Here is a 12,787-nt window from a genome sequence, read left to right as displayed (position 1 = left end):
CTTAAAAATAATGACGGGCTGCGGCGCAGGCGTTGCGGGCGCACTGCACGCGGTGCACTGGCAAAAAAAAAGCGATACCTCGACGGTATCGCTTTCCTGTGCTGCCACGGCGCCGGGCGCCGCCTGACGGCGGTCAGTGGTGGCCGTGCTCGGCCTCGTAGGCATCCGCCTCGGCCTTGTTCTTGTGAATTGTGCCGTCCGGATGCTCCGGCGGCGTGTACAGCGTGTACAGCTTCAGAGGCTCGCTGCCCGTGTTGATCACGTTGTGATGGGTGCCGGCGGGGATCACGACGCCCACGCCATCTTCCAGCGCATGTTCCTCGCCATCGAGGATCGCCTTGCCCTGCCCCGCTTCCACGCGGATGAACTGGTCCGTGTCATCATGCTGCTCGGCGCCGATCTCCTCGCCGGCCTGCAGGGTCATCACGACCAGCTGGCTTTGCGGCGTGGTGAACAGCACTTCGCGGAAGTTGTCGTTCGACAGGGTTTTTTCTTCGAGGTTGATACTGAATCCGGCCATGCTTGCTCCTTCTGGGTTACTGGTCCTGCTTTGTACCATAACGGGCGCCGACGCGTTGGCGGCGCCCCGCCGGGAAGTTCAGCCCAGCGCGACCTTGTGCAGCCAGCCGTGCGTATCGGCCGCCGTGCCGCGCTGGATGCCCAGCAGCGCATCGCGCAGGGCCAGCGCCACCGGGCCGTTTTCATTGTTGTTGATCGTGACCTCGAAGCCGCGGCCCTTGATCAGGCCCACCGGCGTGATGACGGCGGCCGTGCCGCAGGCGAACACTTCGGAAATCTCGCCCGATTCGATCGCATTGCGCACTTCCGTCAGCGACAGCCGGCGCTCTTCGGCCTCGTAGCCTTCGTCGGCGGCCAGTTGCAGCAGGGTCGAACGCGTGATGCCCGGCAGGAGGGTGCCGGTCAATTGCGGCGTCACGATGACCGGCTTGCCTTCTTTCCGGTACACGAAGAACAGGTTCATGCCGCCCATTTCCTCGATGTATTCGCGCTCGATTGCGTCGAGCCAGATCACCTGGTCGCAGCCATGCTGCGTTGCCTCGGCCTGCGCCAGCAGGCTGGCCGCGTAGTTGCCGGCGCACTTGGCTTCACCGGTGCCGCCCGGCGCGGCGCGCACGTATTCCTTGCTGGCCCACACGCTCACGGGCTTCAGGCCCTGCGGGAAGTACTCGCCGGCCGGCGATGCGATCAGCAGGAACAGGTATTCATTGGATGGCCGCACGCCCAGGAACGGATCGGTGGCGATCATGAACGGCCGCAGGTACAGGCTCTCGCCCGAACCGCCCGGCACCCATGACTGGTCGAGCTTGACCAGCGCATCGGCCGCGCCGATGAACAGCTCCTTCGGGATCGCCGGCATCGCCAGGCGGTGCGCGCTGCGGTTGAAGCGCTCGGCGTTCTGCTCCGGGCGGAACAGGCTGATCGAATTGTCCGGCTGGCGATAAGCCTTGAAGCCCTCGAAGATCGCCTGGCCATAGTGCAGCACGGAAGCGGACGGATCGAGCGACAGCGGGCCGTAAGGCTTCACTTCCGGATCGTGCCAGGTGCCATTGCTGTACTTGACGACGGCCATGTGATCGGTGAACACGCGGCCGAACTGGATGGCCTTCAGTTTCTGTTCACGGTCGGCGGCGGAGGCCGGGGTGGTCGAGGGGTGATGTTGAACGTGGTAGTGGAGGACATATCGAAAACTGCGGAGAAACGAGTTGATCGTCGGCGGAGTTTAACATGGGCCATTGCCCTGACGCTGAGGGCCAGCGGAAAGCGCCTGCCTGCAAGAGGCAATTGGCTACGTTAGAAATCCAGACGAACCTCGCACGTCAACTCTTGACGCTCAGCAACACTCTCCTGCCGGCTGCTCTGTACATTTCCCATACGCATTTTTATGCTGGAAACGAGGAGCTGCCGTGGACAATGCAATCAATCGCGTTGAAACAACCTACGTGGACGCGACAACCGGTTCGGCCCGTTGCACTGTGCAATGGCTGCTGGAAAACCGGAACCTGAAGGGAAAGACCACGCATCCCATCACGCATAACAACAAGCTGACGATGTTCATCTGCGGAGAAGAGGGTTTCCGTGACATCGCCAACGAAATCCGCAATGCGCAATGCAGCATCGACATCTGCTGCTGGGGTTTCGATCCAGGGATGGAACTGGAACGCAAGCGCAATGAAACCTGGCCGCGCGGTGATACATACGGCGACTTGCTCATCGCAGCTGGCCGCCGCGGCGTGCGTGTACGCTTGCTGGTGTGGTTCGATTGGAGAGCCGCCAAGGCGGGCATGGCCCGGAACATGCCCGGCATGACGCATGACCGGCATGTATGGCGGCAGGATGGCGGATTGAAACCCAACGCCGCCAAACTCAGCGCCGCCAATAGCAGTTCCATCCTGCGCAGCCTGCATGCGCAGGCGAAAGAGGGCAAATCCGATCCGCTCAAGAACCAGCGCGCCCTATTCGACATCAATGAAGAGACCATTCCCCTGCTGGCACGCGCGGAATATTGCTTCAGCTGGTATCAAGCCGCACGCGGTGATTCATTGGGAAACATTGAACTGCGTTTGCACACCGGCGATCCAGACAGCATTGAGGAGCAGCTGGCGACGGAAGCCACTCGGCCGGCAATCGCCGAGAACGCCTGCATGGAGTACTTTGGCACGCATCATCAGAAACCCCTGCTGATCGACTTCAACCACGCAGACGGCGCGAAAGCGGTGGGTTACGTCATGGGCCTGAATTCCGTGAGCGAGTATTGGGACACCATATCGCATCGGTTGGAGAATCCTCGTCGTGAAGAAGTAAGTCCCGCTGACGCAGCGAAGGCAAGCGAAAGCGAACGAGGTTTCAGGACATTGAAGCCATTTCGCGACTACGCCTGCCGCATCGACCGTGGCGGCGCCCTCGTTTCCTTGTACAACAACTTCATTTGCGCGTGGAACAGGGCGAAATCTAAAGCACACGGTGCCGGATCAGCCGTGGACTTCAACGCCGCGCCGGAGAACGCCGGGGTTCCGTCGGCCTTGCTGCACAAACCCTGCCCCGGCGATAGCACCGTCCAGATCGTTCGTACGCAACCGGCGGAAAGCGACATGTCGATACGCGAGCTGTATTTCAAGGCTGCCGACAATGCCAGCCTGGCTTTCCGTTATCTCTACGTTGAAAACCAGTACTTCCAGTATGAGGAATGGACGAAACGGCTGGTGGAGAAACGCCGTCATGTAATGAAGCTGTGGAACAAGGCCAGGACCGCAGCGGGCAAACCTCTCGCCCAAATGCCTGTGCTCCATGTGTTCGTCGTTATCCCCGTACCGGAACGCGCGGAAATGATTCCCCGCACGTACGATGCGCTGGCACATCTTGGGGAGCAAAGGGCGATGAAGGGACAGCAGGTGTTGATCGACAATGAAAACAGGCGCGTGGCGGCGATCAAGCCTGAACCGGCACATCCTCTCGATGGCACGTTCGGACGGCCCCAGCCACATCACTATGTGCTGCCAGAGGTGGTAGCGCACGCCAATGGCATCGACAAGCCCGACCCCAAAAGGCTGGAGAGGGAATTCGGCATCAAGGTCTGTACGGCGATGCTGAACGCTTGCGGCTCGGATGGCAAGCAGTGGCGTTATCGCGAAATCTATATCCATTCAAAACTGCTGCTTGTGGATGATGTGTTCTGCACATTGGGCAGTGCCAACCTGAATCAGCGCAGCATGACGGCGGACAGCGAGTTGAACCTTGCCACGATCGATCCAAAATTGACGACAGATCTGCGTCGGAGGATCTGGTCGCAGTTGAGTGGTGGGATGTTCGATGGAGGGGACGGGAGCCAACCCGAGATTGAGAAGGCTTTCAGAGATTGCCGAGAACTTATGCGCGAGAACGAGCTAAAGAAAAAAAATGGCAGAAAGCTGACCGGCTTCCTGCTGCCTCTTGCTGATGAACGCAGTTCAACGATTCGGCTGGGGTAAGCCATGCTGTTCCGCCATCACTTGGTCAGGAAGCTGATCGCCATTTTGGTAGCCCTTTTCACCCTATTATTCGGATATCAAATGAACAGTCTAAGCAACAACGCATTGCCGCGCGACGAGAAATTACCGTTGTTCGACCCTCACATGCCTGCGTTCGCCTGCACACACGAAGCGGCACACATTCCGCCTATCGACGCGGAAGCGGAAGCTTGGTTCCTGGAAGCGCGCGCCCTCGAAGATCCCGAAATCTATGTCGACGACCGTGACTACAAGAAGATAGTGGAACTGACCCGGCAGGCCGCCGAGCGGCGCCACTGGAAAGCCATGTTGAATCTCGCGAGCCTGTACCTCGAAGGACGCGATCCCGCACGTGGTACGGCAGATGCTCTAAGACTCGTGGAAGAAGCGATGAGGTTGGGCATTCCCGCCGCATACGACAGGATGGGTACCTACTACAGCAATGGCACAGGCGTGCCGGGGGATGCGACGACTGCACATGCGTTTTGGCTGCGAGCCGCACAATTAGGGAACCCTCAGTCGATGGTATTCCTGGCCAACAAAATGAACGCGGTCTGGGATAGCCCAAAGGATGGATTCTGGGCAAACATGTCTATTGCGACAAAGATGTTCGAATGCGCTCTGGCACAAGGGTTCGGCGATGCGGCATATCCACTACATTTCCGCTATCTGCATCCACAAGGCTCACATGCCGAAATAATTGCCGCGGACCCGAGAGAAACACGATTGCGTGCGCTTCAAACGCTGCATCTGGGAGTCAAGCTGGGATGCAGCATGTGTGCAAACCATCTGTACATCGATTTTGATCATCCCTTCGATCTGTCGGAAATGATCGTACCGTTTGTCGATAAAGCCCGTGGTGAACGCTACCGCGTCCTGGCGGATTACCTGGATTTCAATCCCCACATCCGCTACCCCAACCTCGACCAGGTCCTTCCCCTGCCCCCGGCGAACCTGCCCACGTGGAACGGCGACACCAACACGCTGATCGAAGCGGCAAAGGGCACCTGCCTTTCACCGCTCCCCGGGAAAACGGTCACGCCATCGCAAAAGGCCGCTTGCAAGAACCTCGACCCCGTATTCCACCTGCGCCGCAGTGGCGAAAATACCCAGGAGAAAACAGCGCCGTTCGCCGGCTACTGGCAAGCGCAAGCACCCGATGCCCCGGTTGCCATTCAAGAAACCGTGGCAGCCATGTCGCCAGCCCTGTATGCGCGAGGGGAGCGCTTCAATGTCCCTCATGTGTACGAGCCTACTGGCAAGCCGGTCAGCTCATGGCTGGTGTGGGAGCACTGGCTCACTGTCGATGCAGACGAAAGCGATGTCCGGCCGCGCGCTGCGCGTGGACTGGCACGAGACGTCGAACATCCAGTCCTGCTTCGCTCCAGTGGCAGCGATCTGCCCTGCCCCGTCACGGGCATCTGGCAACCATGGATCGATCCCGGACATCCCATGCAGCAGATCGTCAACGTCTATTGGCGGCAGGCCTGGATTCGCGAGGGCCAATCGTTCCCGCATCCCCAGCGCGACTGGCTCCTCGACCTGCCGGAAGAACTTCTCACCTGGCATTTGCTGGATAAGGGAATCGATATCGATGCTGATCGGGGCGCTTGATTGAACCTCGGGCCGTGACTCTTCCCTGTTTCTTTACTGGTAGCGGTCACGGCAGAAACTGGGGACTTACCGGATCGCCGGCCCGCCCAGTTTCCAGGCAATCTTTCCTCAAAAATGGGGACGTACCCTATTTTCCAAGAATCTTTCCTGGAAACAGGGGTACGTCCCCAGTTTTGCTGTGCGTTCAACTCAGTAGTTGACGGGGTAATCCTTGGCAAACTTTGCCCCCGAATACGCCCTCTTCTGCGTCCAGTCCTGTGCCGGTGCGGTCCAGTAGCTGTCCGTGGAGGGCAGGCCGAGCGACAGGAAGCCGGCGGAGGCAATGTACATGCTGCCGTTGTTCGAATACCAGTCGCCCAGTTCCGGCTGGTGGCCCATGAAGCCGATGGTGAGATAGCCATCCGGCGTGAAGTTCGATGGCGTCGTCCAGATCGCGCGGTGGGCGGCATCGAGCGCGGCGCGCACCTGGCCTTCCGGCAGCGACTTCGGCAGCTTCTTGCGCCACGCGAGCAACGCCAGCGGCTGGAACACGGCCGTGCGGTACGTCAGCGAGCGGCCGACGGGCGGCCACGTGCCCTGCGGCGAGATGAACCGCTCCAGGTGCTCGCCATAGCGCTGCATGCGCTGGTAAGCCTGCGCCAGCAGTTCATCCGGCTTGCCGTTCCAGAACGGGCCCTTGTGCTTCGCCAGCACTTCGAGGATCTCCACCAGCATCGGGTACATCACGTACGACGAGTAGTAATCGAAGTGGAACGCCTCGCCATCCTTGATCCAGCCATCGCCGATATACCACTCGTTGATCTTGCGGATCGCCACGTTCATCCGCATCGGGTCGTGCTCTTCGCCGATTGACAGCAGGAAGGCCTCGTTCATCGCGGCGAACAGCAGCCAGTTGATGTACGGCGGCTCGATGCGGCGCAGGCTCTTGATCTCGGCGACGACGCGGCGCTTCGTCGTCGCATCCAGCGGTTCCCACAGCGCCTTCGGCGCCCGCATCAGCGCATTGGTGAAATAGGCCGAATCGACGAGCGTCTGCCCCGGCCCCTTCCACAGCAGGTAGTCCGGGCTCTTGGGATCGACCGAGTGCACGTAGCTCTGCACCGCCAGCTCGCGCAGGCGCTTGCGGGACTTGCCTTCGGCCGTGGCGTCATCGGGCAGTTCCAGCCACGGCGCCACACCGGCGATCAGCCGCCCGAAGCATTCGAGGTACGTGACGCCCTTGTCGCGGCCATCCCACGTGGGGCTGACCTCGAGCTGGAAGGTCTTTTTCAGCTGCCCCTTCGCCATGTTCGCCAGCACCGGCTCGGCCATTTTCAGCATCAGCCCGAGCTGGAAGGCGCGCGCATCCGGGGGCGACGACGACACCGAGCCTGGCTGGCCCGCGGCCAGCGCTTCGCCACTGCCGGCCAGCAGTGCCGATGATGTGTACACTGCGGGTGCGGCCGCCAGGCCGCGCATGAAGTTACGACGTTCCATCAGTTGGCTCCTTTCTCGGTTGCCCCGTCAATCAGCCGCACCATCTCGGCCCCGGCCAGCAGGAACGCCCCCACGCCGAAGTGCGCGGTCGAATTCTTGTCCACCACCTGGCCCGGAATGGCCCGGTCGCCGATCGGCTGCACGTAGCCCAGGCGGCCGTCTTCCTGTACCGCTACGGTGGTCAGATAGGTCCAACCCTTCCGGGCAACCGGCAGGTACTCGGCCTTGTCCAGCAGGCCATTGTTGATGCCCCACAGGTAGCCATACGTGAAGAACGCCGTGCCGCTCGTTTCCGGGCCCGGCGCATGGGCGGGATCGAGCAGGCTGCGCGTCCAATAGCCGTCGGCCTGCTGGGCCTTCTTCAGCGATGCCGCCATGTCGCGGAACATCTGCTCGTACTCGGCGCGGTGCGGGTCGTCCTTCGGCAGGTCGTCCAGCACGCGCGGCAGCGCCGCGAACACCCAGCCCACGCCGCGTGACCAGAAGTCCTTCACGCCATTGACGCTCTTGTGCTTCGGGTAGACGTAGCGCGCGTCGCGGTAGAACAGCTTCGCGTCGTCGTCGTACATGATCTTGCGCGAGTGAGTAAAGTACTCGTGCATCTTTGCCAGGTACTGCTTGTTCCCCGTGATCGAGTACATGCGCGTCATCACGGGCATGGCCATGTACAGGCCGTCCGACCACCACCAGTAATCGTCGTTCGGGGTGCTCATCTGGTATTCCATCACCTCGCGGGCGCGGGCGATCTTCACCGGGTCGGGCTGCAGCTTGTACAGGTCCGCATAGACCTGGAAGCACGTCTGCCAGTCGCCGAACAGCACGTGCTCGTCGGTCTCGCCATACGTGTACTTCCACTTCGACTTGTCGGTGGACTTGGCGCCGAGCCACTTGTTGTGCTCCGCCCAGTCCTGCGTGTAGCGCAGGTAGGTCGCGTTCTTCGTGATCTTGTACGCTTCCAGGTTGCCCGTGTGGTAGGCGGCCACGTTCCAGAACGGCCATTCCTGCGCCGGCGTCGTCTTCTGCCAGTAACCGTTCACCTTGTCCATCGCAGCCACGACCTCCGCCCTGCCCTGCTGCGGATTCCCTTGCAAATGTTGCTGGCTCGCGCAGCCGGCAAGCAAGAAGGCCGCCGCCAGCAACATGCCCTTCATCGCATACGTTCGTTGAAACTGATTCCCGAGCTGTTGCTTCATCGATTCCACTCCTTCGGTTTGAACGCCAGCACGCGCACCATCGACGGCACACCGCGTGCCAGTCCTTCCCCATCCGCCTGCCGCACGTCCTGTACGAACAGGTTCAATTCACCCATGCGCCGCCAGCGCTCCGGGTCCAGGTTCGGTTCCCACGCGCCCACCGGCGCATCGGTCAGGTCGCGCACCGTCCAGCTACCGCGCGCGATATCGACCAGTGCCGCGGACACCTTGCTGCCCCGTTCCTCGTCGCGGAACAGCAGCAGCGCATGCGCACCTCGTTCGTCGACGACGAGCTGCGGCCGCGACACGGGAATCGCCTTCGTGCCCATGCCGGACAGCGAGAACGGCGTGTGCCGGAACGGCAGGTCCACCGTGCGCCAGCCGCCTTCGCCCAGGTGGACGATGCGGTACTGCGGCACCGTTTCGCCGGCCTTGCGCCAGTACGTGGCGATGTAGGGCCGCCCCGCGCCATCGGCGGTCATCGACGTCTGGTTGATCAATTCGCTTTTCTGCGGCACGCGCGCCGCCACCTCGGCGGTGGCCTGCGTGATCGGCAGCGCCAGCCTGCGGCCCGTGCTGTCTTCCCACGTGGCGCCGCCGTCGCGCGAGCGCGCATAGGCGATGTCATGGTTGCTGGCCACGTCCGGCGACTCGCGCCACGTCCACGACACGTGCACCGTGCCCCGGCCGTCGACCGCCGCCTGCCAGTAGGCGTTGCGTTGCCCCTCGCCGGAAACCAGGTTGTCGTGCAGCCGCTTCCACCGCTTCGTTGCCGGGTCGTAGCGGTTCACGACGAGGTTGCCCCGGCCGGAGCCGCCATCGCGGTACAGGAACAGCATGCCGCCAGTCCCCACCGGGTGGAATTCGGGATACGTGACGGAACGCTCATCGCGGCCCGTCATCGGCTCTTCCGCGCCCAGTGCCAGCCCGTGCGGCGCCGTGCCGCGGGCATAGCGCAGCGGTCCGTTATGGTGATCGAACGCCACGTGCAGCACGCCCGTGGCGTCGAGCCCGATGCTGATGCTGTTGTGGGCATCGCGCACATTGCCCTTGTACTGCGTGCGCGACAGTTCCCAGCGCGTGGCATCCAGCTTGCGCCGGCCCAGCACCACGCGCCCTTCGGCATCGTAGAACGCGATGAACTGCCATTCGCGGTCGCTGACGAGCGCATGGCGCCGGAAGATCACGGCGTTGACGGAATTGTCCGCCCAGCCCGGCGCCACGTCGACGACCGTGACGTTCGCACCGGACTGGCCGCCGCCGGGCTGGCCGCCGCCTGCGCAGCCGGCCAGCAGCACGGCACCAAGCATCGCCGCCAGCACAGTACCTCGGTACGTTCCCCGCATCAGAGCGAACCGCGGATGCCGATCTTGATCGTGCGGCCGTCGTACTTGGCGTAGTCCATCCGGGTCTTCTTGCCGCTGCCGTACATGCCGGTAGCATCCTCGAAGTAGTCGTACGCCAGCGTGTTGGACAGGTTCAGCGCATCGAGCCGCAGTTCCAGCTTGTCGCTGATCTTGTAGCTGATGTTGCCGTCCAGGTAGCCGCGGGCGGCGCGCCAGCGGATCAGGTCATCGCCGTTGTTGCGCGGATTGTCGCCATGCAGCGAACGGCCCTTGTAGTTCCACGACAGGCGCACCGCCAGCGGACCCTTCTCATAGTAGCCGGTGGTGCTGTAGGCGAACTTCGGCACCGAGTTGACCTCGATCTCGCGGCCCGCATTCGTGATCCAGCGCTGGCTGTTGAACGGATCGATGTGCGTGAAGCTGGCCAGCGCGCCAAAGCCCTTGAACGGATCGGGCAGGAAGTCGAACGCCTGCTGGTAAGCCAGCTCGAAGCCCTTCAGTACCTGCTTGCCGGCGTTCGAGTACGTGCGCAAGGTCATCGGCAGGTTCGGGTCGACGCGGCCGTTGGCATCGTAGAAGATCGCGCCCAGCGCCGTATCCGGCAGGCCCAGCGAACCGAAGGTCACGTTCTGCGTGGACGACACGGTGGCATCCGTCAGCACCTTGCGGAAGTAGCCGGCGGACAGCAGGCTGCCCGGCTTGAAGTACCACTCCAGGCTCGTATCGAAGTTCTTCGACTGCTGCGGCTTCAGGTTCGGGTTGCCGGCGGTGGCCGTGTTGTCGAACGGGTTCGGGACCACGGTCTGCGCGGCGATGATGCCCAGCGATGCGCGCGAGATCGTCTTGCCCCACGATGCGCGCCACATCAAGGTGTCCGTCACGTCGAACGCGGCGCTGACGGCCGGCAGCACGTTGCTGTACTTGCCCTCTTCCTCGTTCGGGATATAGGCGTTGTTCGCGCCGGCCTGCTTGAAGTTGTCGATGTACGTCTTCGTTTCCGAGTAGCGCACGCCGGCGTTGAAGCGCAGCTCGCGGCCGAACACTTCGCCGCGGAAGTCGGACTGCACGAACGCCGTGCTGACCTTTTCCTGCGCCGTGAAGCTCTGCGCCGGGGTGAACGCGGAGTTCGGGTTGTATTCCAGCGGGTTGAACGTGCCGAACGTGTAGCCGCGGTCGAACGTGCCCCAGGCGCTCGGCCAGCCGCCGCCCATGTCAAGGTTCGAGATCGGCAGGTTCGACGTCATGCCGGCGCGCAGGCCCGCGTTGCCCAGCTGGTTCAGGCGCGCGGTGGCCAGCGAAGTGCCGTTGCGCTTGTCGATGCCCTTCGTGGTCTCCACGAACGAGAAGCCGCTCTTCATCTTGCCGGTCCAGCCGCCCGGCAGCTCGTACGCGTACTCGGCCGAAGCGCGGGCCTGGCGGCCCTTGTCGAATTCCTTGGTCCAGCCGGTGCCGATCTGGAAGCCCTGGAAGTTGTTCGGGTCCGTGTAGCTGGTCGGCGACGACATCGACGGGTACACGTGGTCGTCGCCGTAGCCGATCGTGGACGTGATGCCGAAGATCTGGCCGGACAGCGTGCTCTGGTACGACAGCGCGCTGCTGTTGTTGGCGCTGGCCTGGGCGGTAAACGTCAGCTTGTCGCTGGCCTTGTACGACAGGTTCAGAGCGCCGTAGCCGAATTCCGTTTCGTCGTTGGCGTAGGTGACGCCGCTGCTGTACGACGTGTTGCCGAACGTGCCTTCCAGCAGGTTCGATTCCGGATCGATGCTGACATTGAGTGGAATGAAGCCGTTGTTGCCGTTCTGGCCGGCCGGCGCATTGCGATTCGTGGTGCGGCTGTTGCGCACCAGGATGCCGAAATACATCTCGTCGCGCTCGTTCTTCAGCTTCGAGTACAGCGTATCGAAGCTGACGTTCAAGCCGCCGTCCTTGTATTGCAGCGACGAGACCAGGCCGTCGCGTTTGCGGTCGTTCTGCGAGCCGTAGAAGCGGTAGATGCGCGGCAGCAGCGCGTTGTCGATCTGGTCGCGCGTGTAGCCGCCCAGGTTGGCCAGCGGCGAATCGTAGTCGAGCGCCACGGCGAAGTTGCCGCGCACGGGGGTGCGGCTGCCGTTGGCCGAGCTGTTGTAGCCGCCCGTGGCTTCGAAGCCGGAGCGGTTGTTCTTGCTGCCCGAATGCGAACCGCCGACCAGGAAGCCCCAGTTGCCCCAGGTGTTCGAATACAGCGCGAAGCCGGCCGGGTTGAAACGCTCGGACATCGTGTTGTAGCCGGCCGTGAGCCCATAGCGCACCTGGCGCTTCGGATTGTCGAACGGGCGCGGCGTCTGCAGGTCGACGATGCCGCCCAGGCCACCCTCGGTCAGCTCGGCCAGCGGCGACTTGTAGAAGTCGATGCGGCCGAACAGTTCGGAGGCGAACACGTCGTAGTTGAAGCCGCGCGCGGCGCTGCCGATCGTGCTTGTCGACGTGGTGTTGACCGGAGCGCCGTTCAGCGTGGTGACGGAGTATTCGGTGGGCAGCCCGCGGATCGAGATGCGCTGGCCTTCGCCCGAGCTTTCGTCGCGGTTCAGGATCACGCCCGGCACGCGCTGCAGCGATTCGGCCACGTTCGCTTCGGGGAACTTGCCGATGTCTTCCGCCACGATCGAATCGCGCACGCCGATCGCCTGCTGTTTCAGGTTCAGCGCCTTCTGCAGGCTGGAACGGAAGCCCGTCACGACGACGGTGCTGACCGGTTCCTGGCTGGCAGGCGAGCTTGCGGCCGGGTTGGCAGCAGAACCGGCACCGGCCGTGCCGGCCGTGGTCGACTGTCCCGATGTGCCAGGCGCCGGCGCGGCGGCCTGCGGTTGTGCCGACGCCTGCGGCGTACCTGCATCGCCAGCGCTTGCCTCCTGTGCACTGGCATGGGTGCCGTAGGCCGCGGCCAGTGCCAGCGGCAGCAGGGTGGCGAGAAGCTTCTTGTTCATCTCCGTCTCCGATTTGATATGGTTATCTCGATGCCACGAGTTATGGTCACGTTACCACAGGCCGTTTGCGAGAAATCGCTCATCAAATTGAGCGCTTTACCCGTTTGCGCATAAGCCGTTGACTTGATTGAATAAAGTTTGCACAAGGAATTTGGTCGGTGTGGTAACGTGACCACATTCCCGCCCGAACC

General features: G+C 62.5%; 8 protein-coding genes. 2 read left to right on the top strand and 6 right to left on the bottom strand.

Going from position 1 to position 12,787, the window contains the following annotated elements; translation table 11 throughout:
- Window positions 1–133: 133 nt before the first annotated feature.
- Both EWM63_RS22980 and EWM63_RS22975 read right to left on the bottom strand, forming a co-directional pair.
- Window positions 134–520, bottom strand: coding sequence for a cupin domain-containing protein (locus tag EWM63_RS22980; protein WP_130188611.1), 387 nt, complete (start codon window positions 518–520; stop codon window positions 134–136).
- Between the two features lie 78 nt (window positions 521–598).
- Entirely contained in the window at window positions 599–1,729 is a 1,131-nt protein-coding gene (locus EWM63_RS22975; protein WP_130188610.1) for a branched-chain amino acid aminotransferase, read from the bottom strand.
- Window positions 1,730–1,925: 196 nt separating this feature from the next.
- Here EWM63_RS22975 and EWM63_RS22970 point away from each other — a divergent pair, with 196 nt between their 5' ends.
- Entirely contained in the window at window positions 1,926–3,986 is a 2,061-nt protein-coding gene (locus EWM63_RS22970; protein ID WP_130188609.1) for a phospholipase D-like domain-containing protein, read from the top strand.
- A gap of 3 nt (window positions 3,987–3,989) precedes the next feature.
- Complete coding sequence (locus EWM63_RS22965; protein WP_130188608.1) at window positions 3,990–5,618, top strand: SEL1-like repeat protein; 1,629 nt, start codon at window positions 3,990–3,992, stop codon at window positions 5,616–5,618.
- 189 nt (window positions 5,619–5,807) lie between these two features.
- Here the strand turns inward: EWM63_RS22965 and EWM63_RS22960 are convergent, their stop codons facing one another.
- From EWM63_RS22960 to EWM63_RS22945, 4 genes are read right to left on the bottom strand one after another with little or no spacing between them, the layout of a single operon-like run.
- A complete protein-coding gene (locus EWM63_RS22960; RefSeq protein WP_130188607.1) occupies window positions 5,808–7,094 on the bottom strand; it encodes a DUF2264 domain-containing protein in 1,287 nt (428 codons plus the stop codon).
- Window positions 7,094–8,287: a glycoside hydrolase family 88/105 protein gene (locus EWM63_RS22955; RefSeq protein ID WP_229487454.1), complete on the bottom strand. Its 1,194-nt coding sequence runs from the start codon at window positions 8,285–8,287 to the stop codon at window positions 7,094–7,096. The genes EWM63_RS22960 and EWM63_RS22955 overlap by 1 nt, the downstream gene beginning before the upstream one ends.
- Window positions 8,284–9,633 (bottom strand): BNR repeat-containing protein, encoded by a 1,350-nt coding sequence (locus EWM63_RS22950; protein ID WP_229487452.1) that lies wholly within the window; start codon window positions 9,631–9,633, stop codon window positions 8,284–8,286. The genes EWM63_RS22955 and EWM63_RS22950 overlap by 4 nt, the downstream gene beginning before the upstream one ends.
- Window positions 9,633–12,596, bottom strand: coding sequence for a TonB-dependent receptor (locus EWM63_RS22945; protein ID WP_130188606.1), 2,964 nt, complete (start codon window positions 12,594–12,596; stop codon window positions 9,633–9,635). Before EWM63_RS22945 ends, EWM63_RS22950 begins: the two co-directional genes overlap by 1 nt.
- Window positions 12,597–12,787: the final 191 nt, after the last annotated feature.

The sequence above is a fragment of the Pseudoduganella lutea genome (assembly GCF_004209755.1).
In the GTDB taxonomy this organism is placed as follows: Bacteria; Pseudomonadota; Gammaproteobacteria; order Burkholderiales; family Burkholderiaceae_D; genus Rugamonas; species Rugamonas lutea.
Note: the sequence above shows the minus strand (reverse complement) of the source record. Positions and strands in the feature narration are given on the sequence as shown.